At 61.8% G+C, this 23,780-nt stretch carries 23 protein-coding genes; 8 read left to right on the forward strand and 15 right to left on the reverse strand.

Annotation, left to right across the window (positions count from 1 at the left end):
• Nucleotides 1-9: 9 nt before the first annotated feature.
• On the forward strand, nucleotides 10-1,803 hold the full coding sequence (locus tag JFT44_RS07980; RefSeq protein ID WP_198830510.1) for a Gldg family protein: 1,794 nt from the start codon (nucleotides 10-12) through the stop codon (nucleotides 1,801-1,803).
• 9 nt (nucleotides 1,804-1,812) lie between these two features.
• Here JFT44_RS07980 and JFT44_RS07985 read toward each other — a convergent pair whose 3' ends face one another.
• The 3 genes from JFT44_RS07985 to JFT44_RS07995 all read right to left on the reverse strand — a co-directional run bounded on the left by JFT44_RS07985 (nucleotide 1,813) and on the right by JFT44_RS07995 (nucleotide 4,327).
• Complete coding sequence (locus JFT44_RS07985; RefSeq protein WP_029297956.1) at nucleotides 1,813-2,121, reverse strand: hypothetical protein; 309 nt, start codon at nucleotides 2,119-2,121, stop codon at nucleotides 1,813-1,815.
• A 246-nt stretch (nucleotides 2,122-2,367) separates the two neighbouring features.
• Nucleotides 2,368-2,802, reverse strand: coding sequence for a DoxX family protein (locus tag JFT44_RS07990; RefSeq protein ID WP_029297954.1), 435 nt, complete (start codon nucleotides 2,800-2,802; stop codon nucleotides 2,368-2,370).
• Nucleotides 2,803-2,905: 103 nt separating this feature from the next.
• The gene (locus tag JFT44_RS07995; protein ID WP_159906998.1) at nucleotides 2,906-4,327 is read right to left on the reverse strand and encodes a transglycosylase SLT domain-containing protein; all 1,422 of its coding nucleotides are present in this window, start codon (nucleotides 4,325-4,327) and stop codon (nucleotides 2,906-2,908) included.
• Between the two features lie 235 nt (nucleotides 4,328-4,562).
• On the opposite strand from JFT44_RS07995, the gene JFT44_RS08000 reads away from it, so the two are divergent.
• From JFT44_RS08000 to JFT44_RS08010, 3 genes are all read left to right on the forward strand, one after another.
• Nucleotides 4,563-5,369: a TatD family hydrolase gene (locus JFT44_RS08000; protein ID WP_159906997.1), complete on the forward strand. Its 807-nt coding sequence runs from the start codon at nucleotides 4,563-4,565 to the stop codon at nucleotides 5,367-5,369.
• Between the two features lie 96 nt (nucleotides 5,370-5,465).
• Nucleotides 5,466-6,947: a methyl-accepting chemotaxis protein gene (locus tag JFT44_RS08005; RefSeq protein ID WP_029297948.1), complete on the forward strand. Its 1,482-nt coding sequence runs from the start codon at nucleotides 5,466-5,468 to the stop codon at nucleotides 6,945-6,947.
• A 145-nt stretch (nucleotides 6,948-7,092) separates the two neighbouring features.
• Nucleotides 7,093-7,455: an Mpo1-like protein gene (locus tag JFT44_RS08010; protein ID WP_070995442.1), complete on the forward strand. Its 363-nt coding sequence runs from the start codon at nucleotides 7,093-7,095 to the stop codon at nucleotides 7,453-7,455.
• A gap of 7 nt (nucleotides 7,456-7,462) precedes the next feature.
• On the opposite strand, the gene JFT44_RS08015 is transcribed toward JFT44_RS08010, so the two are convergent.
• The 3 genes from JFT44_RS08015 to JFT44_RS08025 all read right to left on the reverse strand — a co-directional run bounded on the left by JFT44_RS08015 (nucleotide 7,463) and on the right by JFT44_RS08025 (nucleotide 9,498).
• Nucleotides 7,463-8,260, reverse strand: a complete 798-nt coding sequence (locus JFT44_RS08015; RefSeq protein ID WP_029300793.1) for an acyl-CoA thioesterase II — start codon at nucleotides 8,258-8,260, stop codon at nucleotides 7,463-7,465.
• Nucleotides 8,261-8,362: 102 nt separating this feature from the next.
• Nucleotides 8,363-9,124: a CHAD domain-containing protein gene (locus tag JFT44_RS08020; protein WP_070995441.1), complete on the reverse strand. Its 762-nt coding sequence runs from the start codon at nucleotides 9,122-9,124 to the stop codon at nucleotides 8,363-8,365.
• Nucleotides 9,125-9,219: 95 nt separating this feature from the next.
• Entirely contained in the window at nucleotides 9,220-9,498 is a 279-nt protein-coding gene (locus JFT44_RS08025) for a hypothetical protein (protein ID WP_029300795.1), read from the reverse strand.
• Between the two features lie 216 nt (nucleotides 9,499-9,714).
• On the opposite strand from JFT44_RS08025, the gene JFT44_RS08030 reads away from it, so the two are divergent.
• Complete coding sequence (locus JFT44_RS08030) at nucleotides 9,715-10,752, forward strand: patatin-like phospholipase family protein (RefSeq protein WP_029300796.1); 1,038 nt, start codon at nucleotides 9,715-9,717, stop codon at nucleotides 10,750-10,752.
• Nucleotides 10,753-10,876: 124 nt separating this feature from the next.
• On the opposite strand, the gene JFT44_RS08035 is transcribed toward JFT44_RS08030, so the two are convergent.
• The 6 genes from JFT44_RS08035 to kdpF form a co-directional block, all read right to left on the reverse strand.
• On the reverse strand, nucleotides 10,877-11,572 hold the full coding sequence (locus tag JFT44_RS08035) for a response regulator (protein WP_169851538.1): 696 nt from the start codon (nucleotides 11,570-11,572) through the stop codon (nucleotides 10,877-10,879).
• A gap of 49 nt (nucleotides 11,573-11,621) precedes the next feature.
• A complete protein-coding gene (locus JFT44_RS08040) occupies nucleotides 11,622-14,273 on the reverse strand; it encodes a sensor histidine kinase KdpD (RefSeq protein WP_070995180.1) in 2,652 nt (883 codons plus the stop codon).
• 126 nt (nucleotides 14,274-14,399) lie between these two features.
• Nucleotides 14,400-14,945, reverse strand: coding sequence for a potassium-transporting ATPase subunit KdpC (kdpC, locus tag JFT44_RS08045; protein ID WP_029300757.1), 546 nt, complete (start codon nucleotides 14,943-14,945; stop codon nucleotides 14,400-14,402).
• Between the two features lie 63 nt (nucleotides 14,946-15,008).
• Nucleotides 15,009-17,072, reverse strand: coding sequence for a potassium-transporting ATPase subunit KdpB (gene kdpB, locus JFT44_RS08050; protein WP_198830511.1), 2,064 nt, complete (start codon nucleotides 17,070-17,072; stop codon nucleotides 15,009-15,011).
• Between the two features lie 5 nt (nucleotides 17,073-17,077).
• A complete protein-coding gene (kdpA, locus tag JFT44_RS08055; RefSeq protein ID WP_198830512.1) occupies nucleotides 17,078-18,772 on the reverse strand; it encodes a potassium-transporting ATPase subunit KdpA in 1,695 nt (564 codons plus the stop codon).
• 8 nt (nucleotides 18,773-18,780) lie between these two features.
• Nucleotides 18,781-18,870 carry a K(+)-transporting ATPase subunit F gene (kdpF, locus tag JFT44_RS08060; RefSeq protein WP_032863112.1) on the reverse strand — a complete coding sequence of 30 codons (90 nt, stop codon included), beginning with the start codon at nucleotides 18,868-18,870 and terminating at the stop codon, nucleotides 18,781-18,783.
• Nucleotides 18,871-19,271: 401 nt separating this feature from the next.
• On the opposite strand from kdpF, the gene eat reads away from it, so the two are divergent.
• Both eat and JFT44_RS08070 read left to right on the forward strand, forming a co-directional pair.
• A complete protein-coding gene (gene eat / locus JFT44_RS08065; RefSeq protein WP_198830513.1) occupies nucleotides 19,272-20,636 on the forward strand; it encodes an ethanolamine permease in 1,365 nt (454 codons plus the stop codon).
• Nucleotides 20,637-20,747: 111 nt separating this feature from the next.
• Nucleotides 20,748-20,915 (forward strand): DUF2897 family protein, encoded by a 168-nt coding sequence (locus tag JFT44_RS08070; protein ID WP_133098895.1) that lies wholly within the window; start codon nucleotides 20,748-20,750, stop codon nucleotides 20,913-20,915.
• 15 nt (nucleotides 20,916-20,930) lie between these two features.
• On the opposite strand, the gene JFT44_RS08075 is transcribed toward JFT44_RS08070, so the two are convergent.
• Together JFT44_RS08075 and JFT44_RS08080 are read right to left on the reverse strand one after the other, a co-directional pair.
• Nucleotides 20,931-21,782 (reverse strand): DUF1989 domain-containing protein, encoded by an 852-nt coding sequence (locus JFT44_RS08075; protein WP_198830514.1) that lies wholly within the window; start codon nucleotides 21,780-21,782, stop codon nucleotides 20,931-20,933.
• A gap of 15 nt (nucleotides 21,783-21,797) precedes the next feature.
• On the reverse strand, nucleotides 21,798-22,442 hold the full coding sequence (locus JFT44_RS08080) for a GntR family transcriptional regulator (protein WP_198830515.1): 645 nt from the start codon (nucleotides 22,440-22,442) through the stop codon (nucleotides 21,798-21,800).
• Between the two features lie 156 nt (nucleotides 22,443-22,598).
• On the opposite strand from JFT44_RS08080, the gene JFT44_RS08085 reads away from it, so the two are divergent.
• Complete coding sequence (locus tag JFT44_RS08085; RefSeq protein ID WP_198830516.1) at nucleotides 22,599-23,189, forward strand: TetR/AcrR family transcriptional regulator; 591 nt, start codon at nucleotides 22,599-22,601, stop codon at nucleotides 23,187-23,189.
• A 27-nt stretch (nucleotides 23,190-23,216) separates the two neighbouring features.
• Here JFT44_RS08085 and JFT44_RS08090 read toward each other — a convergent pair whose 3' ends face one another.
• On the reverse strand, nucleotides 23,217-23,552 hold the full coding sequence (locus JFT44_RS08090; protein WP_374067564.1) for a ComEA family DNA-binding protein: 336 nt from the start codon (nucleotides 23,550-23,552) through the stop codon (nucleotides 23,217-23,219).
• Between the last annotated feature and the right edge of the window lie 228 nt (nucleotides 23,553-23,780).

The raw sequence follows: 23,780 nt of genomic DNA on the forward strand, positions 1-23,780 counted from the left end.
GAACCCCCCATGAGGAACCTCATGAACTTCGGCGTGACGTTGATCGTCATCGTCCTGCTTTTTCTTGCCTTTAACCTGGTTTGGGCACTGAAGCTGCCCAATTACCGCCTGGACTTCTCAGAGAAAAAAATCCATACCCTGTCGCCTTCGACGCAGGCCCTGCTCGCGGGGCTTGAAACCCCCATGGAGGTGTATTTTTTCAACGCCAGTCACGCCCGCAAGAGTGAAGCATTGAAAAGCCATGGCGCGTACATCGCGCTGCTGCTCAAAGCCTATGAAGGCGCATCAAACGGCAACATCACGCTGCACCTGATAGACCCTGAGCCCTTTTCAGAGGAGGAGTACCAGGCCGAGTCATTGGGCCTGGATAGAACGCAGGGGCTGTTCGGGCTCATCGGCACCCGCGCCAACCATGAACCTCAGAAAATCGAACGCTTCGACCCGGCCCAGGCGAACTTCCTGGAGTATGAGATCAGCCACTTGGTCCACAACGTCGCACGCCAGGAACAGCCAGTAATCGGCCTGATCAGCGGCTTAACCGTGGACGGCAGCCGGGATGAACGCAATCAGCAAATCACACCGCCTTGGCAGTTGCTCAAGGAAATCCGCGCTCAGTTCAATCTGGTGAGCCTGGGCAACGACATTTCGCGTATCCCCGGGCACATCAAGACCTTGATGGTGGTGCAGCCCGCTCGACTACCGGAACAAGCGCTTTTTGCCATTGATCAATTTGTCCTGGCTGGGGGCAAGCTGCTGATGTTTATCGACCCCCTGGATGAACCGGGCTCAACCACCGAGAACCCAGGCCAGCAAAACCTGCTCGCCGCATGGGGCGTGCAGGTGCCAGCAAACCAGGTTTTGGCAGACAGCCTCTACGCAACGCCGGTAGTGGTGGCGAACGGCCAAGCACCCGTACGCCATCCGGGGGCGCTCACCCTGACCCGAGAATCAATGGCGCAGAGCGATATCAGCAGTTGGGGCGTTGACAGGGTGACACTGTTGAATTCCGGTACGCTCATGCCCCTGAAAAAAAGCCGCACCACCTTCACTCCCCTGCTCTGGAGCTCGGAGCGAGCCTATACGTTCGATGGCGCACGCTTCGCCCAACAGGATGGGTTCGACGCCATGCTCAGCGAAGCCGCCATGCGCGGCCGATCGAGTGTGATCGCCGCACGGATACAGGGACCCGCCTACTCCGCCTTTCCTGACGGCATCAACGGCCAGAAAGCGACGTTGCAAAAAGCCGCCAATATCCATGTAGTGCTAGTTGCCGACACTGACTTGCTCAGTGACCGCGTCTGGCTGGCCGCACGCACTGCCAATGGACACCAAGCGCAGCGTCCGGGCAACGCCAGGTTTGTCTTCAACACCCTGGATAACCTGGCGGCACCTGACACACTAAGCGCTATCAGCCCCCGCGCAAGCGACGGGCCACAGCCAGGGTTGCTGGACAGAATGCGCAACGAGGCCGCGCAGTCCTACCGGAAAAAAGCCAACCTTCTGGAGCAACGTCTGGACCAGGCAGAAAAGGAGTGGCAGACGCTCAACGCGCCTTTATCGAGGCTGGGAAGCCAGGCCCTTTCCTCCAATGCGCTGTTGCAGGCGCTGAACAAAGAACGCCTGCGCTTGCGCCTGGAACTTCACACCCTGAAGAAGGAAGCCTACAAGGACGTTCGGCAGTTGGAGCGCACGGTAGCCCTGCTCACTATCGTCACTGTTCCGTTGATGGTGAGCCTGCTGGGGCTGGGGATTCTCATCTCGCACCGACGCCGCCAACATCCACCCGCCGCGGCGTTCTATTGAGCGTCGCGGTCAGCGGCGGGTAATCAAACCCTGGCGCGCTACGCGGGTCAGGTGTCGGATGAACTCACCGGCATCGTCGGCGTTGGGCGCCTGGATCACCGCCAGGTCAAAGCTGTTCGTGGCAAAGCGCGCCAGGGACTCGCCGTCTTCGACAAACTGGATCAAGAAAGCCGAAGGGCGGCCAGTACGGCGGGGCCAGCCATCCAGATAACGCAATAACGTCGGTTGGTGCTTGCCGCCAAGCAGGATTTTAGGGTTGCGCTGAGTGAGGCCCGCAGTGATCGGGGCCAGGCGTACAAGAGGTCGTAGTGCATTCATCGTGTCGTGTCTCTGCCTCAAAAGTCTGCGGGCAGGTGAGAGGCAACACCGAACCAGCGCTTTAGCGGTATTTCGAAACCTGGAGCAGGCTTCTGTCGGGGCTGCAGTGAGTCCCTGTGGCGCCCCGCAATTAGCTGTTTAAATCGGCGCATGCAGCATCCTAGAGAAGCCGGTGGGGCGGTGTCAAGAATCCCCTACAACGAAAAAGGCCCGCACGGGCGGGCCTTTAACACGTGTGCTGCAAGATCAATTGGCGATGGCGCGATCGACAGACAGTTTGCCAGCACCTTCGAACAGGACCGCCACCGTGCCGCCCAGCAGCGCCAGGGCGAACTCATAGCCGTTGTTGGCCATGAACAAACCGTTGCTGATATGCACCGAGAATATCGCCACCAGCGAGACAATCGTCAGACCCAGCGCCGCTGGGCGTGCCAGCAGGCCAATGATCAGCGCCAGGCCGGCAAAGAACTCAGTGCCGCCCGACAACAGCGCCATCAGCGTACCTGGGGCCAGGCCGATGCTCTCCATCCACTGCGCCGTGCCCGCCAGGCCACCACCGCCGAACCAGCCAAAGAGTTTTTGCGAACCGTGGGCGGCAAAGATGATGCCGACGAAAATCCGCAGGACAGTCAAGCCGAAGCCTGCACGGGTGGACAGAACGTTTCTGATCATTGGGCTCATGTAGATAATCCTTTTCGATGATGGGGTTGGTTGGCCGCTATATTAATCAGTTTATAGAATGATAAAAGCCGAAAATAGCGTTAATCAATATCGATTAATTAGATTATTTGCGTGAGACGATCTTGGACGCCACCGGCTCCAGAGAGTCCCGTTCCCGATCAAATGCCAAGTAGTACTTGTTCACGCTATTAACATAGCTGACGCCACCCATTCCAACCTGCTCCATGGCGATGCGCTCCACCTGGAAGAACCACTGATTGGGGTTCAACCCCCGACGCCTGGCCTCGGCGCGCATGCCCTGCACCCGTTCCGGGCCCATGTTGTAGGCGGCCAGGACGAACGCCATACGTTCGCGCTCATTGAGCTTGGGGCTGGCGAAGAACTTGCGGCGAATCAGCGCCAGGTAGCGCGCCCCTGCCTGCACATTGCTGTCCAGAGTCTGGATATTGTTGACCCCCACACGCTGGGCGGCCGACGGGGTGATCTGCATCAGGCCGGTGGGCCCGCTGCCACTTTTCGCGGCGGGATTGAGGGACGATTCCTTGAAGGCCAGGGCCGCCAGGTTCAGCCAGTCCATGCCCTGTTCCCGGGCATGTTTTTGCAAGACCGGGCGCAGCTTTTCGAGGCGCTGGCGATCGGCCCGCGCCAAGGGGTAACGCACTTGGTAGAGGCGCCGATAGATACGCTGGAACGCTACATCCTGGTCTGACGGGGTCTTGTAGGTTTTCAGGAAGCGGTCGATGCTCGCCCGCAGCATCGACGCATCCTGGCGCACGAACCAGTACTCCTCACCCGGCTCACTGATCGCCACTTGCTTGTCGAAACGCAACTTGGGCAGGATCTTCGACCAGCGCTCGGCAATCGGTCGCTCGACAATGGTCAGGTGGAAGATCCCGGCCTGGACCATCTCCAGCACATCTTCCACCGCCAGGCTGGGGTCCACCCATTCCACCTTGACCGGCGGCAGCTTGCGCAGCGCCAGCTTCTGGTTGATCTGGTTGACCGCCTCCCCTGCTGCGCTGCCCGTGGTCAGGGCCAGGGTGCGCCCGGACAGCTGCTCCAACCGAGTAAACCGCCGCTGGCCCTTGAGACCCACCAGCCACAGCGGCACGTCACTGGCAATCGGGTCACTGCTGCTGATCTTGTGGGCAGCCGTCGCATCCAGCAGCTCACCGGGCGCCACCAGGTCACCTTCGCCACGGGCCAGCGCGCCCAGCAACTGATCCTTGGCCTTGGGAATGATCTTGAGGTTGATTTCCTGGCCATCGCGGGCGCGGCCATTGAGGTAGTGTTCGAAGGCCCGCAGGCGATGATACTCGACACCAATTGACTGGCCCTGGACTTCACCGGAGCTGTTGCGACTCTGGTTGACCAGCACGCGCAACGTGCGACTGCTGCGGATTTCGGCCAGGTCGCGGACCTTGCCCGGCTTGGTCACTTCCAGCGGCCCGTCCAGACGCGCAACCGCCGCGTTGGGCAGCAGTAGCGTCAGGCATACCATGAGCAATGCCGAGGGTCGGATCATCCGCTCTCCGGAAAGAACAAGGCCCCATGCACCGCGAAAAACGCCACATTGGGGGACAGAAACAGAGCGCCAGAGGCGCAGACTTTGGGCGCAAGGGTGTCACAGCAGCAGGCCTTCGGCCAACCACGGTGTGACTTGCGACGTTCAAAGACAGCGATAACTCGTTGTAGTTCTTGGCTTTTCTTATAAATCCACAGCTCTGATAGACTTTCCGGCCGCAGGCGGAGATAGCACCATGCAACTCATTGATATTGGCGTCAACCTGACCAACCCCAGTTTCGACGACAAACACCAGGCCGTGCTCGACCGCGCCTATGCCGCCGGCGTGGGCCAGCTGGTGGTCACCGGCACCAGCGTGCACGGCAGCGAACAAGCCCTGGAACTGTGCCAGCGCTGGGATCCAAGCGCCCGACGCTTGTTCAGCACCGCGGGCATTCACCCCCATAGCGCCAGCGACTGGAACGCCGACAGCGAGCGGCAACTGCGTGACCTGCTCAGCCAGGACCGGGTGCGTGCCGTGGGTGAATGCGGGCTGGACTTCAACCGTGACTTCTCACCCCGCCCCCAGCAGGAAAAAGTCCTCGAAGCCCACCTGGCATTGGCCGTCGAATTGCGCTTGCCGGTGTTTCTCCATGAACGGGACGCCAACCAGCGCCTGCTGGAGATCCTGCGCGACTACCGCGATCAACTGCCCGCCGCCGTGGTGCACTGCTTCACCGGCGAACAACGCGCACTGTTCAGCTACCTCGACCTGGACCTGCATATCGGTATCACCGGCTGGATATGTGACGAACGCCGTGGCACACACCTGCACCCGCTTGTCAGGGAAATCCCCCGGGGCCGCCTGATGCTGGAAAGCGACGCGCCCTACCTGCTACCGCGCACCCTGCGGCCCAAACCGAAGAACGGGCGCAATGAGCCAGCCTACTTGCCGGAGGTGTTGCGCGAAGTGGCCCTGCACCGCGAAGAAAGCCTGGAAGACCTGGCCCAACACAGCACCGCCTGCTCCCGTGCGTTTTTCGGCCTGCCTGCGTTGGATTGACGCGGCGCATTGACCCACATCAACACCCTTTTTCCGAATAGCGGCACAATAATGGCACCTTGCCAAAACTGTTTCCGCTATCAGAGAAAACCTTCCATGGGTGCCTGGCTTAGCAATATCTCGCTGAAGTACAAATTCTGGGCCGTGAATGCGGTCGCTTTCATCACCACGCTGCTGCTGGTGCTGTATGCCGTGCACCTTGAGCAACAGGCCCGCAGCCATGCCTCCCAAGCCTCGGCACAAGCCCAGGGGCGCTTGCTCGGCGCATGGCCGGCGGGGCAGCCGCTGCCCAAGGACGAGCACTGGCTGGTGTTCCAGCGGGGCCTGGCTCCCGAACTGGCAGAGCAGGACCTGTCCGCCCTCAGCGAGGCCAATGGCTGGGTCGAGTTCAACTCTATGCCGCTGTTCGGCGAAAACCCGTTGCTGGGCGCCGAGGTCATCTCCCGCGCCGACGGCCAGCAAATCGCCGTACTGGCGTATGCACCGAGCCTGAGCCAGGTGTTTACCGAACGCTTCACCAACTACGCGGTGGCGGTGCTGATCCTGATGCTGGCGATGCTCTGTGCCTCGCAACTGCTGATCCGCTTTTTGCTCGCCCAACTCAACACCTTGAAAGACGTGATGCTGCACGTAGAAAAAACCGGCGACCTCTCGGCCCGCGTTCCCCTGGCCTGCAAGGACGAAGTCGGGCAGATGGCCAGCGCGTTCAACGCCATGCAGGCCGGCTACCAGCGGGTGGTCAGTACTGTGGCGCGCACCGCCAAACTGCTGGACGACGGCGCCGCGCGCCTGGCCAGCAGCATGAATGAAGTCCAGCACGGCATGCTCGGCCAGCAAAGCGAGACGGACCAGGCAGCCACCGCGATCAATGAAATGACCGCCACCGTGTATCACATTGCCCAGCACGCCGGCGCCACACGGGACTTGTCACAGACCGCCGACACCCTGGCCGGCAGCGGCCAGGAAGTGGTGACCCGGGTCCAGCGTTCGATTGCAGGGTTGTCCACCGGCGTGCAGCAAACCGCCGAGATGATCCAGAAGCTGGCCGAGGACAGTCAGAAGATCAACGGCGTGGTCGGGGTGATCCATAGCATCGCCGAACAGACCAACCTGCTGGCCCTCAACGCCGCCATCGAAGCCGCCCGCGCCGGGGAGATGGGCCGCGGCTTTGCCGTGGTGGCCGATGAAGTGCGCAACCTGGCCAAGCGCGTGCAAAGCTCCACCGATGAGATCACGCGCATGGTCTCGGCCCTGCAGGCCGGCACCCGGGATGCGGTGGATTTTATGCAGGAAAGCTCGTTCAAGGCCGATGACTGCGTGCAGCAGGCCCAGGAAGCCGGCGCCTCACTCGCGGAAATCACCAGTGCCGTGGCGCAGATGCGCGAGAGCAACACGCAGATTGCGGTCGCCGCCGAACAGCAAAGCCATGTGGCCGAAGAGATGAACCGCGCGGTGGTGAGCATCCGTGATGTCACAGAAAACACCGTGCAACAGACCGTGGACTCTGCGACCACCAGCAACGAACTGGCGACCCTGGCTGGCGAGTTGAGCAAGGCGATCGGTCAACTGAAGTTGTGAGGTTTGCCTGCCGTTCAGCCAACGCTTGCCGTTGGCTGAACCCGTCAATTGGCTATAACCCCCATAGCCAACCCCAATTCGCCGCCCCTGCCCGCCCCACCTAAACTCTGTTCATCGAGTATCAATGGACAGAGGATTTATCATCATGGGCAAACGTCACCCCAATCTCCCGGCCTGGCAATGGCGCGCCTACCCGCAGAACCATCAGCACCCGACCAACCTGGTGTTGCACCTGATTGCAGTACCGCTGTTCATCGTCGGGTTTCTGCTGATTGTGTCCGGGGTGTTCAGCCTGAGCTTGGCCAGCTTTGCCATCGGCGTGGTCGGCGTGTTGGCCGGCCTGGCCCTGCAACGTCATGGGCATAGCCTGGAAGCCCAGGCCAGCGAGCCGTTCAGTGATCGTAAGGATGCAGTACAGCGCCTGGTGGTCGAGCAGTTCGTGACCTTTGCGCGCTTTGTCCTCAATGGTGGCTGGTGGCAAGCCTGGCGTCAGCGCCACCGCCACTGACGCGGGCTCAGGCGAAGACCACCACGGTCTGGCGGCTGATGGCGATCAACTGGCCGTCAGGCCCCCACAACATCGCAGCGGCATGACCATAGCCGTCGCGGGCATGCTCGATCTCGACGTGGTACTGGCACCAATCCAGGGTCGTCAATTGCGCCAGAGGCTGGATGAATTCGATGGTCCAGGTCAGGGTGCTGCCCGCTGCAGGCCGCTTCAGGTGCGGTAGCAGGGCCGGCGGCCAGGCATCCACCAGCGCGAGGATATGCGCTTCGGTCAAAGGCTCCTCCTTCACATCCCCGCGCAAACGCACCCAGCCGCCCATCTCCCGGGATTTGTTGCCCGTGAACGGCAAACCGCCGACGCTCCAGCGCATTGCCAGGTAGCGCATGAACTCAGGCGTCACGCCTTTGATATAGGGCAGTTCCTGGCATTCGTCCCAATGCTTGAAGGTTGGCGCGGGCAATGCTGGCACGTCGATCTCCGAAGGCCGTGATGCGCCGAAACTGGCCTGTGCCAGGGTCATTACTTCCCCACCCTGCACCACCCGCCCCAGCAACTGGCTGACCGCCTTGCCTTCGCGCAGCACTTCCACTTGATAGCTGGCAGAGACGTCTGGCGCCACCGGCCCGACAAAGGTCACGGCCAACGAACGCAACGGCCGGTCTGCCGGCACCTGGGCGCGCAAGGCTTCGTATTGCAAGGCGGCGACCAGGCCGCCAAACGTGGCGCGGCCCTGGGCCCATTGCGCCGGGATAGACACGTCCAGCGGGTTATTACGGGCGGCGTCGAGCAAATCACTAAAGCGCATGGCGACCTCACATCAAGAAAATCGATTGTGCGATCTTAACCAGCGTGCCAGCCAGGTACAGCGCTTATTCCGGCCAAATACCCAGACAGATAAGCCGCCGCCTCAGAAACACTCCGCCGCCAGCTTATCCAGTACCCGATCCGCCTTGCCTTCGGCCTGGGCCATGGTGCGATGCCAGACTGCAACACAAGGTTGCAGATCCGCCTGGTGTTCGGCCTGCGCCAGCCATTGCCAGCAGTCATGCCAATCCCCCAGTGCGCCTTGGGCGGATTTGAGACGGGACATGGCCTTGGCCGGCAATTGCCCCAATTGCGGATAAGCCTCGGCCGCGTAACGTACGCGCTTGATCAACAAGCGCAGGCGATGGCGGTCGTGACCGGGATCGTGCAGGGCCGCATCAAGGGTCTGCCATTGCTTGGCCAGCCGTTTTTCGATGCGCGCCCGCAGCCCCTTGAGTAGTTTTTGATGATCTGACGCGCGGATAAAGCGGGGAAAGGCATCCAGGATCAGCAGCAGTTGTGCGACTTCCGGGCTTTGCGCCACCTGCCGATAGGTTTGTGGCTGCTGGCGCAGACGCCGCGCCGCAGCGTCGTGATAACCGTGCTGCTGCAAGTACGCCGCCAGCACCTCACGGTCGCGCAACGGCGTGGTCAATTGGCCGACTGCGCTGGCGGCCGCTTCCAGTTGCTCGACGCCGGGCAGCCCGCGCAAGGGGCGCAGCAGGCTGCGCAGGCGCCGCACCGTGGTGCGCAGGTCATGCAGCGCTTCGTCATCGGTAACCGCCGCCAGGCGCGCCTGGCAACTCAACAATCCGACTTCCAGGCCAATGACCTGGGTGACCAACTGATCCACCAACGCCGACATGCTGCTTCCCCTGATAAACAACGTCCATGTACCTGCGCAAAACAGGCGTCTGGAACTACCTTAACCACTACCCCGGCATGTTGCGCTGACTCGGATCAACGCCCGGCGCGCGACTCACGGATATAGAAACGGGCTTTTTCCGCTTTGCTGGCGCACCCTTCGAACGCTTCGAATTGTTGCTGGGTCTTGGCGCCAGTCAGCAACGACAGGGCCTTGGAATAGCTGACCGTGCCGGCGAAACCTTCAGCCTTGGCCAAATCCAGTTCGTGCCACGCCGCGTCCAATTGGCTGCCGCAGCTATCGCGATAGGCCGTTTTGCCGGCACAACCGGCCAGGGCCAACACAATCACAGGCAAACACATCCAGGCTTTCATCAATGACACCTCAAGAAAAGAAAACAGTCGTGGGATGTAGACGTTGCCTACATCGAAAAGTGCCTTATCACACAGCCTGAAATGCCTAGCGCCGATAGCCAAAGCATACCCGAGCAACTAGCTCGGCTTATGAAAATAATCACTCTTGTCAGCTAGGATTGAAGCAGCCCCCTGGTTGGGTGCATTGTGGACAGCTGTTTTGCGAAGGATCCGATCATGAAAAAACGCGTTGCATTGGTCCTGGGCTCCGGTGGAGCGCGGGGTTATGCCCACATCGGGGTGATCGAAGAGATCGAAAAGCGCGGCTATGAAATCGCCTGTATCGCCGGCTGCTCCATGGGCGCGGTGGTCGGCGGGATCTATGCCGCAGGCAAGCTTAAGGACTACCGCAACTGGATCGAAAGCCTGGACTATCTGGACGTGCTGCGCCTGGTGGATGTGAGTTTTCGCCTGGGCGCGATACGCGGCGAAAAAGTCTTCGGGCAGATCCGCAAGATCGTCGGCGAGATCAATATCGAAGACCTGCGCATTCCCTACACCGCCGTCGCCACTGACCTGACCAACCAACAGGAAATCTGGTTTCAGGAAGGCTGCCTGCACCAGGCCATGCGCGCCTCGGCGGCGATTCCCAGCCTGTTTACCCCGGTGATGCAAGGCAACCGCATGCTGGTGGACGGCGGCCTGCTCAACCCGCTGCCAATCGTGCCGGTGGTGTCGAGCCATTGCGACCTGATCATTGCGGTCAACCTCAACGCCACCAACCAGAAGCACTACACCCTGCCGGTAATCCAGCGCCCGCCGGCGTTCAAGAGCCGCTTCGACAACCTGGTGCGCTCGTTGGGTTCGCACCTGCCGTTTCGGCGCAAACAGGCCGAGCAACTGCTGTTGCTGGAACAGGAAGCGCTGCAGGCGCAAGCCGCTGATATCAACCCCTGGCTCGAGGGCGCCGAGCCCGAAGCCCAGCAACCGGCCGCCGCCCCAGAGTCCGCTGGTGCACCGAAATCCGCTACCGGTTCGTTCATCATCGACAACGTGGGGCCGGCATCGCTGCTGGATCTGATCAACCAGAGTTTCGAGGTGATGCAGACATCGTTGGCCCAGTACAAGATCGCGGGCTACCCGCCGGATGTGCTGATCAACGTGCCCAAACGCGTGTGCCGGTTCTTCGAGTTCTACAAGGCGCCAGAACTGATCGCCCTGGGGCGTGAGATTGCCAGTGATACGTTGGATCGGTATGAGAGTGAGCAGAGTTGAGAGCTTCGCTGGGGCTTGGGGCCCTATCGCGGGCAAGCCCGCTCCCACATTCAGATTTGTGAATGCATTCAAAAAGTGGGAGCGGGCTTGCCCGCGATGAGGCCGGTCCAGCCACCACAATCCCTCAGCCCTCAGCCCCCAACAACCGATACCCCACCCCCGCCTCGGTCACGATAAAGCGTGGCTGGGTCGGGTCGTCCGCCAGCTTCTGGCGCAAGTGCCCCACCACAATGCGCAGGTAGTGGCTGTCTTCGGTATGGGTCGGGCCCCAGATGTCCTTGAGCAACTGCTGCTGGGTAATCACCCGGCCTGGATAACGCGCCAGTTGCGCCAGCACCGCGTATTCCTTGCGGGTCAGGGCCACGTCGACACCGTCCAGCAACACCCGCCGATAGGCCAGGTCGACCGTCAGCGGGCCAAACCGCAGCGCCGCCTGCTGGGCTTCTCCGACAGGCGCCTGGCGTAGCAGCGCACGGACCCGGGCCAGGAACTCCTGGATGCCAAACGGCTTGGTCACATAGTCATTGGCGCCACCGTCCAGCGCCTGGACCTTCTGCCCTTCGCTGGCCCGTACAGACAACACCAGCACCGGGGCCGTCGACCATTCGCGCAACTCACGCAGCACCTGCTGGCCGTCCATATCCGGCAGGCCCAGGTCCAGCACCAGCAGGTCCGGCTTGTTCAATGCGGCCTGGGCCAACCCTTCGGCGCCGGTTCCAGCCTCAATTACCTTATAGCCCTGGGACGCCAGGCTGATGCGCAAGAACTTGCGGATCTGCGGCTCGTCATCAATGACCAAAATCGTCGCAGTCTGGCTCATGGTGTTCCGTCACAATCGCTGAAAAAAAATTAGAGTAGCGCACCTGATATCACGCTTCACTTTCCAGGCTCGGCTGGGTCTGCAATGGCAGGAACAACGTGATGCAAGTGCCCCGCCCGTCGATGCCCTCGGCCACGCTGATATGCCCGCCGTGGGCGCCGACCATGCCCTGGCAGATTGCCAGGCCGAGCCCGGTGCCCTGCCCGCCACGGTCGCCGCGGGCGGCGGTGTAGAACATATCGAAAATCTTCGCCCGCTCCTCTTCAGGAATCCCCGGGCCTTCATCACTGACCGAGAAAAACAACGCCTGGTCCGCCACACCGGCACGCAGTTGCAAGCGACCATGGGGCGGTGAAAAACGCGCGGCGTTTTCCAGCACATTGACCAGGGCTTGCTCGATCAAGGCGGCATGCACATACAGCAGCGGCAACTCGGGCGGCACGTCGGTACTCACCTGCAACGGCGCCAGCACCGCGCGCAAACGGGCGAGGGAACTGCCGACGATATCGCCGGGCGACACCCAGTCGCGCGCCAGCTTCAAGGCGCCATGGCCCAGACGGGTCATGTCCAGCAGGTTCTGAATATAGCGGTCCAGGCGCTCGGCTTCGTCGCGAGTGCCTTCGAGCAGCTCACGGCGATCTTCCAGGGGAATGGCTTCGCCCAGGGCCAGCAGGCTGTCGATGCTGCCGCGCATGGAGGTCAGCGGCGTGCGCAGATCATGGGACACCGAAGCCAGCAAGGCGCTGCGCAGTTGCTCGGTCTCGCCATGCAAACGGGCGGCCTCCAGATTCTGCGCCAGTTGGGCACGGGCCAGCGCCTGGGCCAATGGCTGGCTCAAGGCCGTGAGCAGGCGCCGACGTTGGCCACTGAGTTCCAGGCCGGCCTTGGGGCTGACGCCGAGCAAACCCAATGGACCATTTTCAGCGGACAACGGCCACCACCACCAACGCCCAAACGGCAAGGTGCCAGTGCCCATGCCCGCCGGTTGATCGTGCTGCCAGGCCCAGTCGGCGGCGGCACGTTCGGCTTCGGTGAAGGTGATCGGCCCACCGGTCTCGACTTTCCACTCACTGGGCCCGTCGCGATTGACCAGGCACAACTGCAAATCGCTCCAGCCCTGCAGATGATGGGCCGCTGCGCTGATCACCGCTTGGCGGTCGGTGGCGGCGGTGAGTTTGCGCGACAGGTCGAGGAGCTCGCTGGTTTCTTCCTGAGTGTCGCGCAGGGCTTGCAGTTGCCGACGCTGACGCGCAGCCAGGTTGCCGGTCAGCGCCGCCATCAGCAGGAAAAACAACAGCGTCAGCACATCTTCTTCACGCTGGATGGCGAAGGAAAAATTCGGCGGGATAAACAAAAAGTCATAGGTCATGAACGACAGCGCCGCACAGGCCAATGCCGGGCCCAGACTGCTGCGAACCGCCACCAGCAGCACAGCCGCGAGGAACACCAGGGAGATGTTGGGCAGCGGCAGGATACTCGACACCCCCCACGCCAATGCACTGGCCAGCACGGTTGCCAGCAGCGCCAGGGCGTAGTCGAACCACACCAGGCCCCGCACCTCGGGCAAGCGTGGCGGCACCGGCGTTTCATCGCTGTCGAGGACGTTGATTTCCAAGCCCCGGGCATTGCGCAGCAAGCGCGCCGCCAAACCGCCGCCGAACAGTCGGCGCCGCCAGCGCGGGCGCGACTGCCCCACCAGCACCAGGCTGGCACGGCGTTCGGCCGCGTGCTGGATCAGGGTCTTGGCCACTTCGCCGGCACGCAGCAACACCACTTCGCCACCCAGGCGCTCAGCCAACTGCTGGGCGTTTTGCAGGCGCAGCCGCGACTGCTCGTCGCGCATCCGTCCGTTGTCCACATGCACCAGGCTCCAGGGCAAATGCCGGCGCTGGGCCACACGGCTGGCGTGGCGCACCAGGCGCTCGGCCTCGGCATCGCCATCCACCCCCACCAACAGACGGCCGCGCACGGTCGGCGCGGCCTGGCCCAGTTGCCGGTAGCCCTGGGCCAGATCGTCATCCACGTGAGCGGCGGCGGTCTGCATCGCCAACTCGCGCAGGGCCATGAGGTTGGTCTGGGTAAAGAATGCATCGATGGCGGCCCGCGCCTGCTCCGGCACGTAGACCTTGCCGTCGCGCAGGCGCTCCAGCAATTCGCGGGATGGCAGGTCGATCAGCAGCAGCTCATCGGCTTCCTGCAACACCCAGTCCGGCAGGGTTTCGCGCACTTGCACGCCGGTGATACCGCGCACCTGGTCGTTGAGGCTTTCCAGGTGCTGGACGTTGACCGTCGTAAACACGTTGATGCCGGCGGAGAGCAGTTCCTGGATGTCCTGCCAGCGCTTTTCGTGGCGGCTGCCGGGGGCGTTGCTGTGGGCCAGTTCGTCTACCAGCACCAGCCGGGGCTTGCTGGCGAGCAAGCCGTCGAGGTCCATCTCTTCGAGCATCACCCCACGGTATTCCGAGCGCAGCAACGGCTGCTGGGGCAAGCCACTGAGCAAGGCCTCGGTCTCGGCGCGACCGTGGGTCTCGACCACCCCGGCCACCACTTTGACGCCCTGGCGCAGTTGGGTGTGGGCCGCCTGGAGCATGGCGTAGGTCTTGCCCACGCCGGGGGCGGCACCGAGGAATACTTTGAGCCGGCCACGGCCGTGCTTGGGTAGGTCGGCTAGGAGGGCGTCGGCGCGGCCGGAGTCACTCATGGGAACAGTCTTCTTTCAGTTAGTGATGTGGGGAACATGCTGCCGCCATCGCGGGCAAGCCCGCTCCTACAGGGGCAATGCATTCCTCTGTAGGAGCGGGCTTGCCCGCGATGGCGGCGCCACGGTTTACAACTTTTCCAGCGCCATGTTCAGCGCCAATACATTCACCACCGGCGGCCCCACCAGCGGCTGTTCGATATGCTCGTCCATCAAGCGCTCCAGGGTCGACACCGGCAACTGCCGTGCCGCCGCCACCCGCGCCAGTTGATAGGCAATTGCCTGCGGTGGCAAGTGTGGATCAAGACCACTGCCGGAGGTCGTCAACAGCGCCAGGGGCACGGGGCCCTGGCCTGGCACCTGAATTTTAGCGGCGTCGTCAAACACCCGCGCCGCCAGCGCCGGATTGCTCGGGCCAAGGTTGCTGGCGCTGCTGGAGACGGTGGCAAACGCGCCTGCCGAAGGCCGCGAGTGGAACCAGCGCTCGCCGGTAAATTCCTGGGCAATCAGGCTGGAGCCGCGCACCTTGCCTTCGGCATCGCGCACCAGGCTGCCATTGGCCTGGTCGGGAAAGGCCACCTGGGCGACGCCGGTCACCACCAGCGGATAGGCGACGCCAGTGATCAGGGTCATCAACACCAACAGGCTCAAGGCCGGACGGATCGTACTGGACATTTCATCTTCCTCAATTGATTCGTGACCTGTAGGAGCCAGCTTGTCGGCTCCTACAGGGCTGGGTTAGACCAGGTGCAGCGCGGTCAGCAGCATGTCGATCGCCTTGATCCCGGCGAACGGCACCAAAAGCCCGCCCACGCCATAGATCAACAGGTTGCGCCGCAGCAACGCCGCCGCACTCGCTGCCTGCACTCGCACACCGCGCAGGGCCAGGGGGATGAGCACCACGATGATCAGCGCGTTGAACACAATCGCCGACAGAATCGCGCTCTGCGGGCTGCTCAGGTGCATCACGTTGAGCACGCCCAATTGCGGGTAGATCGAGGCGAACAACGCCGGCAGGATCGCGAAGTACTTGGCCACGTCGTTGGCAATCGAAAAGGTGGTCAGCGCGCCCCGGGTCACCAGCAATTCCTTGCCGATCTGCACCACGTCCAGCAGCTTGGTCGGGTCGCTGTCGAGGTCGACCATGTTCGCCGCCTCGCGGGCCGCCTGGGTCCCGTCATTCATCGCCATGCCCACGTCCGCCTGGGCCAGGGCCGGGGCGTCGTTGGCGCCGTCACCACACATGGCCACCAGGCGCCCGTCGTTCTGCTCGTGGCGGATGCGCGCCAGTTTCTTCTCCGGCGTGGCTTCCGCCAGCACATCATCCACGCCGGCTTCAGCGGCAATCGCGGCGGCGGTCAGCGGGTTGTCGCCGGTTACCATCACCGTGCGGACCCCCAATTTGCGCAGCTCGGCAAAGCGCTCGCGAATGCCGGGCTTGACCACGTCCTTGAGGTGGATCGCGCCGAGCAGTTTGCCGTCGGCACACACCAGCAACGGGGTGCCGCCGCTCTGGGCGATCTTGTCGATTTCCCGGGACAGCGCCGGCAACAGGTCCTGGCGTTTCTGGCCGATAAACGCCAGCAGCGAATCGACAGCGCCTTTACGGTAGACGCGGCCTTGATAGTCCACACCGGACAAGCGCGTTTCGGCACTGAACGGCACGCCCGTCAGCTCTGGCACCGAGGGCTCGGTGTACGGATGCAGGGCCCGCAGGTATTCGACGATGGATTTGCCCTCCGCCGTATCGTCTGCCAGCGAGGCCAACAGCGCGCCTTCGGCCAACTCCTTGCCGTTGACGCCGGGCGCGGCATAGATGCCAGCGCAGCGCCGGTTGCCAAAGGTGATGGTGCCGGTCTTGTCCAGCAACAGCACATGCACGTCCCCCGCCGCTTCCACGGCGCGCCCGGACTTGGCGATCACATTGAGGCGCACCAGGCGATCCATGCCGGCGATGCCGATGGCCGATAACAGGCCACCGATGGTGGTAGGAATCAGCGTGACCAGCAGCGCCACCAGGAACACCAAGGGCAGGCTGCCATTGGCGAAATGGGCGAACGGCTGCAAGGTCACGATCACCAGCAGGAAGATCAGGGTCAGGCCGATCAGCAGGATATCCAACGCCACTTCGTTAGGGGTTTTCTGGCGCTTGGCGCCTTCGACCAGGGCAATCATGCGGTCCAGGGTCGACTCGCCAGGGTTGGCGGTGATGCGAATCACCAGCCAGTCCGAGACCAACCGGGTATTGCCGGTGACCGCCGAGCGGTCGCCGCCGGATTCGCGGATGACCGGCGCGGACTCACCGGTGATCGCCGCTTCGTTGACCGCGGCGATGCCTTCGATGACCTCACCGTCGCCCGGGATCATTTCCCCGGCCGCTACCCGCACCACATCGCCTTTGCGCAGGCTGGTGGCGGGCACCACCTTGAAGCTGCCATCGGCCTCCCGGCGCCGCGCACTCAGGCCCTCACTGCCGGCCTTGAGGCTATCGGCGCGGGCCTTGCCACGGCCCTCGGCCAGGGCTTCGGCGAAGTTGGCGAACAGCACGGTGAACCACAGCCACAGGGCAATCTGCAGCGCGACAAAGGTCGGCACGCTGCTGTCCGGCACCAGGCAGAGCACCGTGGTGAGGATCGCGGTCAGCTCAACCACCAGCATCACCGGCGAACGCTTCAACTGGCGCGGGTCCAGCTTGACGAACGCCTGGACCAACGCAGGGCGCCACAGGGCCGAGATCGCAGTCTTGGCCGATTCCTGGGTCTTGACCGGAGCGGCATTGTTTACAGGCATATTCATGTTCATACCCCTTAGAAGCCCATGCTCAGGTGTTCAGCGATAGGGCCCAGTGCCAGCGTCGGCAGGAACGTCAGGCCGCCCACCAGCAAAATGGTCACGGTCAGCAACGTCACGAACAACGGGCCGTGGGTCGGGAAACTGTTCTGGCCAATCGGTGCGCTTTTCTTCATCGCCAGGCTGCCGGCCAGGGCCAACACCGGGAGGATGTAGCCAAAGCGCCCGATCAACATGCCCAACCCGAGCATCAGGTTGTGAAACGGCGTGTTGGCGCCAAGGCCAGCAAACGCCGAACCGTTGTTGGCACTGGCCGAGGTGTAGGCGTACAGCAACTGGCTGAAGCCATGGGGGCCGGGGTTGGTGATGGTCGCAGCGGTAGCCGGCACGCTGGCGGCAATCGCGCCGAGCACCAACACGCCCACCGGCATTACCAGCAGGGTCACCACCAGCAGTTGCACTTCCCGGGCCTGGAGTTTCTTGCCGAGGTATTCCGGGGTGCGACCAATCATCAAGCCGGCGAGGAATACCGCGATCAGTACGTTAAGCAGCATGCCGTACATGCCGGCGCCGACGCCGCCGAAGATCACTTCGCCCACCATCATATTGACCAGCGCCACCATCCCGCTCAGGGGGCTGAGGCTGTCTTGCATGCCGTTGACCGAGCCGTTGGACGCCGCCGTGGTGGTCACCGACCACAACACCGTACCGGTGGTGCCGAAGCGCGCTTCCTTGCCTTCCAGCGGCGCAGTCTGCTCCACGGCCGGATTGTTCAGGGTCGGGTTGGGTTGGTACTCGGACCACAACGACACCGAACCGCCAATCAGGAACAGCGCGAGCATGCAGCCAAGGATCGCGCGGCTCTGGCGCAGGTCCTTGACGTAGTGGCCAAAGGTGAACACCAGCGCCACCGGGATCATGATGATCGCCGCCACTTCAAACAGGTTGGCCCAGGCCGTCGGGTCTTCGAATGGGTGCGCCGAGTTGACACCGAAGAAGCCACCGCCGTTGGTCCCCAGTTGCTTGATCGCAATCTGGCTGGCGGCCGGGCCGAGCGGGATCACTTGGTCGACACCCTGCAGGGTCAGCGCATCAACGTAGTGGGCGAAGGTTTGCGGCACGCCCTGCCACACCAGGAACAACGCCAGCAGCAGGCACAATGGCAGCAGGCCATAGAGGGTGGCGCGGGTCATGTCCACCCAGAAATTGCCCAGGGTGCTGGCGGACTTGCGACCAATCCCACGGCAAAGGGCGACAAGGACGGCCAGGCCTGTGGCGGCACTGACAAAGTTCTGCACGGTCAGGCCGACCATCTGGCTCAGGTAGCTGAGAGTCGCCTCACCGCTGTAGGACTGCCAGTTGGTGTTGGTCATGAAACTGACCGCGGTGTTGAACGCCTGCGTCCACTCCTGCCCGGGCAATTGCTGCGGGTTGAGGGGCAAGTAGTCCTGGAAGAGCAGGATCGCAAAGAGTAGTAAAAAGCCGGCGAGGTTGAAGGCCAGCAGGGCCAACGTGTACTTCTGCCAACTTTGCTCTTGTTGTGCATCGACCCCAGCCACGCGATAACAAACGCGTTCGACCGGCCCGAACACCGGCGTAAGCCAGGTGCGCTGCCCTTCCATCACCTTGTAGTAGAACCGCCCCAGAAATGGCGCCGGAACCAGCACCACGGCGAAGAAGGCGATGATCAGCCAATAGTCATAACTGTACATAGCCGCTCCTAACCCCGGTCCGCGCGCAACAGCGCAACCAGCAGATAAATGAACAGCGCCACGGCCAATAGCAGTGACACCCCGTCCAGAACACTCATGGAAGTTTCTCCGTCATACGGCGACTGCCGCGTACGGGGGCATTGTCCACAGGAGTGGCGTAAAGGAACGAGGGCGAGGGGGTGGAGGGGGCGTAAAGAGGGCGTAAAGAGTGGGGTGGACGTGAGGTTTGTGGGGCTGTTGAGACCGCTATCGCGGGCAAGCCCGACTCCCACAGTTGACCGGGTACGTCATTTGGAATGCGGCCAACTGTGGGAGCCGGGCTTGCCCGCGATAGCGTCGGCATATCCACCACCGCCCTACCCTGGTGCACGAAATAACGCGCCTCAAACAACAGACTATCTCCCACACGACAGTTCCAGCCCTTTACGACACCCTTTTCCAAGCTGGCATGGCCGCTGCAATGTCCTGAAACATTCCAAACCGTTCAGGGAGCAACACAATGAACACACAACTCAAGCCCACCTTGGGCACCTTGCACCTGTGGGGCATCGCCGTGGGGCTGGTGATCTCCGGCGAGTACTTCGGCTGGAGCTATGGTTGGGGCGTAGCCGGGACCCTGGGTTTCCTGGTGACGTCGTTGATGGTCGCCGCCATGTACACCTGTTTCATCTTCAGCTTCACCGAACTGACCACCGCGATTCCCCACGCAGGTGGGCCGTTTGCCTACAGCCGCCGGGCCTTCGGCGAGAAAGGTGGGTTGATCGCCGGGCTGGCCACCTTGATCGAGTTCGTCTTCGCCCCCCCGGCCATTGCCCTGGCCATTGGCGCCTACCTGAATGTGCAATTCCCGGCTCTGGACCCGAAACACGCGGCGGTCGGAGCCTACTTCGTGTTCATGGGGTTGAATATTCTCGGGGTCAAACTGGCCGCAACTTTCGAACTGGTGGTATGTGTACTCGCCGTGGCCGAACTGCTGGTGTTCATGGGCGTGGTCGCGCCGGCCTTCAGTTTCAGTAATTTCGCCCTCAACGGCTGGGCGGGCTCCGACACCTTTGGCGCCCCGGCGATTGCCGGGATGTTCGCGGCTATCCCCTTCGCCATCTGGTTCTTCCTCGCCATCGAAGGCGCCGCCATGGCCGCCGAAGAAGCCAAGGACCCAAAACGCACGATTCCCAAGGCCTATATCAGCGGCATCCTGACCCTGGTAATCCTGGCCATGGGCGTGATGTTCTTTGCTGGCGGCGTGGGTGACTGGCGCACCCTGTCGAACATCAACGACCCATTACCCCAGGCGATGAAAACCGTGGTGGGCGAAAACTCCGGCTGGCTGCATATGCTGGTGTGGATCGGCCTGTTTGGCCTGGTGGCCAGCTTCCACGGGATCATCCTCGGCTACTCGCGCCAGTTCTTCGCCCTGGCCCGCGCCGGCTACCTGCCCTCCTCCCTGGCCAAACTGTCGCGCTTCCAGACACCCCATCGAGCCATCATCGCCGGCGGCGTGGTGGGCATCGCCGCGATCTACAGCGATGGCCTGATCAACCTCGGCGGCATGACCCTCACCGCCGCAATGATCACCATGGCCGTGTTCGGCGCCATCGTCATGTACATCATGAGCATGCTCAGCCTGTTCAAACTGCGTAAGAGCGAACCGCTGCTGGAGCGCACCTTCCGTGCGCCGGGTTACCCGATCGTGCCGGGCATCGCCCTGGTGTTGGCGCTGGTGTGCCTGGTAGCCATGGCCTGGTTCAACACCCTGATCGGCCTGGTCTTCCTGGGCTTTATGGCGGTGGGTTTTGTCTACTTCCAACTCACGGCACAAGATCGTGCCGATGCACCGGCAGACGCAATGTTGACCGGGCTCTAAACCTGCTGGGTAGAACGGGCCTACAATGGAACCACTGACAAAGCCCGTTACTCAAAGCTGTTATTGCCGTGGGAAATCTTCCCCACGGCAGTCGGCCTCAAGGAGAGCCCTATGCCCTGGTATGCCTGGTTGATTATGGCGGTCGCTATCGGTTCGATCGTCGGTGGTTTGATGATGCTGCGTGACAGCGCCCACAAAGTGGAACTGACCGACGAACAACGCAAGCGCGTGGCCGAGCGCAACGCTCAGGCGGACGCCAAGGATGCGCAGGATCGCTAACCTTTTGTGGGAGGGCTACTGCTCCCACTGCGCCTTGGCAATCTGCAAACCGTGCTGCCCTTTATAGGCGGCACGTTCCGGCTGACTCCAGCCTTGAAGCAACGCCTCTTCCAGGCGGTAAATCTCAACGCCTAACGGACGGCACACGCTCAGTGGGTCTTGCGCGTCGGGCCCCCACATCGGCAACGACAGATCCCCACCCGGACACGTCGACAGCGCACACAACAAATCAATCTCGGCAAAAAACTCCAGATAGTCGCCCTTCTGCGCCGGGCAAGCCTTCATGAAATACATGTCGTCGTGATTCAGGCCGGTGCACTGAAAGATATTCAGCACGTCATGCACATCGAACTCCGTCAGGCCATGAGGTAACACCGCGCGGGTCAGATTCGAATGACAATGGTGATGGAAATCCTCTCCAGTGAGCATTTTGTTCACATAGGGGTCGCAGCGGGTGCCGAGCAAGTCGTGCAAGCGCCCGCCATGCTCATCAATGCCATAACCGGCCAGGCTATCATCCGTGATGGTCACCAACGGCCTTAGGAACGGCAAATTCGACCACAACCGGTCATGGACACTGACATGAGCGCCCTGCAACTGACGAGTGCGCGCGGCCCACAGACGTTCACGAGGGTCATTGGCGTTCCACACATTGAAATCCCCCACCTGCGGCCCGACCGGGGTAGTCACCCGAAACACATGACCGGCAGGCACCTTCCACGCCCTCCCCGTCCGGATCGGCACCTCGAACTGCTCAATCAGCGTGCGCTGACCCGCAGCGTCACGAACACGCTCATAGAACGCCTTGTCGACCTGCAAGGCCGAGCCTTTGCTGACCTGGTAAGCAGCGGGATAGTCTTTGTACATGGTGCAAATCCTCGATCAGGGGTGGGCAAACAGGGCCAGTGACAGGCGTTCCGAATCATCCAGGTACAGACTCATCGCCTCCCCCGCCGCCGGTTTATCGCCTCGGACCAATAACGCGTAAATCTCTCGATCTCGCTCAAGCCAGGGCGACTGGAAACGCTGCTCGTCAGGGGCAGCGCAAAACACCAGGCGCAGTTGGGCAATCACCTGGGCGAAAAACTCGTCGAACAACGGGCTGCATAACAGGCCGACAATCTGCTGATGGAACGTCAGACTGTGGGTCGCCACCGCGCGCCAGTCTTCCCGCTCACGGGCCAGGGTGGTGGCGTCGATAGCGTTGTCCATGCGCTCGGACTGATCGACACTTAAAGGCTTGCTGCTGGCAATAGCCTGCAACTCCAGGGTGCGCCGGACTACAAACAGATCGCGCACTTCCCCCATGTCCAATCGCCGGACCATCACCCCTTTGTGTCGCACATAACGGGTCAGCCCTTCCTGCCCTAGACGATGCAACGCCTCGCGAATGGTGTTGCGCGAAGCGCTGTAGGCCTTGACCAGATCGTTCTCAACCAGCGCCATGCCCGGCAACAGCCGACCGCCAATGATGTCCGCGCGCAACTCCCGCGCAATCTGATCCGCCAAGGACAATGTGGTATTCATCGCCACCTCATGATTGTTCAACAATCGTTGTTGTAGTCGTAATCACTATTCATGCCAAGCTCACCGCCTGTCGCCAATGAGTTCCGCAGCTTTGTAAAGAGTGAGAGGCCGCCGTAAAGCCTGGTTAATATGGGCCACGTTTCGGAGGCCTCTCTAATGCGCTATTCACAAAACCACAAAGCTCAAACCCACCTGCGCATCATTAAAGAGGCCTCGGTACGGTTCCGCCGCGACGGCATCGGCGCCACCGGCCTGCAACCCCTGATGAAATCGCTGAACCTGACCCACGGCGGGTTCTATGCGCACTTCAAGTCCAAGGACGAACTGGTGGAAAAAGCGTTGCAAGCGGCAGGCGAAGAACTGGACACCCATTGCAAGATGTTGTTCAGCCAGGAACGACCACTGGAAGCGTTCATCGACAGCTACCTTTCCGAATGGCACCAGGCATCGCCGGACCAGGGCTGCCCGTTGACCACCATGTCTTCGGAACTGGGGCAACGCGGGCAAAACAGCCCAACCACCGACGCCGTGCTTGGCGCGAGGCTCAAGCAAATTGAAGCGGCATTGGGTAGCCCGAATGCTGACGAGCAAAGCCTGATGATGATGTCGACACTGGTGGGGGCGTTGGTGTTGGCGCGTAGTGTCGAGAGTGAGGCCTTGGCGACGCAGATTCTGGAGGTGGTGCGTGGGAATTTGAAAGTTCAGGCGAATGCAGAAGTCACACGCAGAAAGAAGGCCAGTCAATGACCGGCCTCTTGACTTGGCTGCTGCGCGTTATTTGATTTCCAGCCTGTCGCGGTTCTTCTCCAGAAGCGACTTGCCGATCCCCTTCACTTCCAGCAACTCGTCCACCGCCGTGAACGGGCCACTGGTTTCACGGTAGGCGACAATCGCCTTGGCCTTCGCTGCGCCAATACCGAACAAGTCGCGCCTCAGAGTTTCCGCATCCGCAGTGTTGAGATTGACCTTGGCAATGGTTTTCTCGGCCTTGATCATTTGAGCGGCAATGGGGGTGGGAGCCTCGGGTTTGGCTGACGGGGCTGCGCTGACAGCCAGTGAAATGCTGGTGAGGACAGCAAAAACCAGAGATGAAAAACAGGCTTTACGCATATAGAGACGCTCCATGACATCAGTGAGAAAAGCAGCTTTTCCGAAGCTGCTTTTCAAATTTAGGTGATGTTTGGGGATAGTCAAAAATGGGTGAGTTACAGGGTGTGAGGCCCTTTGCTTGGGCAACAGACAAAGTTTGTTACTCATCGCTCATCTTTTCAGTAAGGCTAGAAATGGTGTCCACTAAAATTGAGTGCACACCATGTCTCGTCTTTTCAGGGCGGGCTA

The sequence above is a fragment of the Pseudomonas sp. MF5691 genome (genome assembly GCF_016405645.1).
GTDB classification, from domain to species: domain Bacteria; phylum Pseudomonadota; class Gammaproteobacteria; order Pseudomonadales; family Pseudomonadaceae; genus Aquipseudomonas; species Aquipseudomonas shahriarae.

Excerpts from the sequence above, each read along its gene's own strand:
- JFT44_RS07980 (WP_198830510.1), top strand. The coding sequence starts at position 10 with ATGAGGAACCTCATGAACTTCGGCGTGACGTTGATCGTCATCGTCCTG.
- JFT44_RS07985 (WP_029297956.1), bottom strand. The coding sequence starts at position 2,121 with ATGAATGCACTACGACCTCTTGTACGCCTGGCCCCGATCACTGCGGGC.
- JFT44_RS07990 (WP_029297954.1), bottom strand. The coding sequence starts at position 2,802 with ATGAGCCCAATGATCAGAAACGTTCTGTCCACCCGTGCAGGCTTCGGC.
- JFT44_RS07995 (WP_159906998.1), bottom strand. The coding sequence starts at position 4,327 with ATGATCCGACCCTCGGCATTGCTCATGGTATGCCTGACGCTACTGCTG.
- JFT44_RS08000 (WP_159906997.1), top strand. The coding sequence starts at position 4,563 with ATGCAACTCATTGATATTGGCGTCAACCTGACCAACCCCAGTTTCGAC.
- JFT44_RS08005 (WP_029297948.1), top strand. The coding sequence starts at position 5,466 with ATGGGTGCCTGGCTTAGCAATATCTCGCTGAAGTACAAATTCTGGGCC.
- JFT44_RS08010 (WP_070995442.1), top strand. The coding sequence starts at position 7,093 with ATGGGCAAACGTCACCCCAATCTCCCGGCCTGGCAATGGCGCGCCTAC.
- JFT44_RS08015 (WP_029300793.1), bottom strand. The coding sequence starts at position 8,260 with ATGCGCTTTAGTGATTTGCTCGACGCCGCCCGTAATAACCCGCTGGAC.
- JFT44_RS08020 (WP_070995441.1), bottom strand. The coding sequence starts at position 9,124 with ATGTCGGCGTTGGTGGATCAGTTGGTCACCCAGGTCATTGGCCTGGAA.
- JFT44_RS08025 (WP_029300795.1), bottom strand. The coding sequence starts at position 9,498 with ATGAAAGCCTGGATGTGTTTGCCTGTGATTGTGTTGGCCCTGGCCGGT.
- JFT44_RS08030 (WP_029300796.1), top strand. The coding sequence starts at position 9,715 with ATGAAAAAACGCGTTGCATTGGTCCTGGGCTCCGGTGGAGCGCGGGGT.
- JFT44_RS08035 (WP_169851538.1), bottom strand. The coding sequence starts at position 11,572 with ATGAGCCAGACTGCGACGATTTTGGTCATTGATGACGAGCCGCAGATC.
- JFT44_RS08040 (WP_070995180.1), bottom strand. The coding sequence starts at position 14,273 with ATGAGTGACTCCGGCCGCGCCGACGCCCTCCTAGCCGACCTACCCAAG.
- kdpC (WP_029300757.1), bottom strand. The coding sequence starts at position 14,945 with ATGTCCAGTACGATCCGTCCGGCCTTGAGCCTGTTGGTGTTGATGACC.
- kdpB (WP_198830511.1), bottom strand. The coding sequence starts at position 17,072 with ATGAACATGAATATGCCTGTAAACAATGCCGCTCCGGTCAAGACCCAG.
- kdpA (WP_198830512.1), bottom strand. The coding sequence starts at position 18,772 with ATGTACAGTTATGACTATTGGCTGATCATCGCCTTCTTCGCCGTGGTG.
- kdpF (WP_032863112.1), bottom strand. The coding sequence starts at position 18,870 with ATGAGTGTTCTGGACGGGGTGTCACTGCTATTGGCCGTGGCGCTGTTC.
- eat (WP_198830513.1), top strand. The coding sequence starts at position 19,272 with ATGAACACACAACTCAAGCCCACCTTGGGCACCTTGCACCTGTGGGGC.
- JFT44_RS08070 (WP_133098895.1), top strand. The coding sequence starts at position 20,748 with ATGCCCTGGTATGCCTGGTTGATTATGGCGGTCGCTATCGGTTCGATC.
- JFT44_RS08075 (WP_198830514.1), bottom strand. The coding sequence starts at position 21,782 with ATGTACAAAGACTATCCCGCTGCTTACCAGGTCAGCAAAGGCTCGGCC.
- JFT44_RS08080 (WP_198830515.1), bottom strand. The coding sequence starts at position 22,442 with ATGAATACCACATTGTCCTTGGCGGATCAGATTGCGCGGGAGTTGCGC.
- JFT44_RS08085 (WP_198830516.1), top strand. The coding sequence starts at position 22,599 with ATGCGCTATTCACAAAACCACAAAGCTCAAACCCACCTGCGCATCATT.
- JFT44_RS08090 (WP_374067564.1), bottom strand. The coding sequence starts at position 23,552 with ATGCGTAAAGCCTGTTTTTCATCTCTGGTTTTTGCTGTCCTCACCAGC.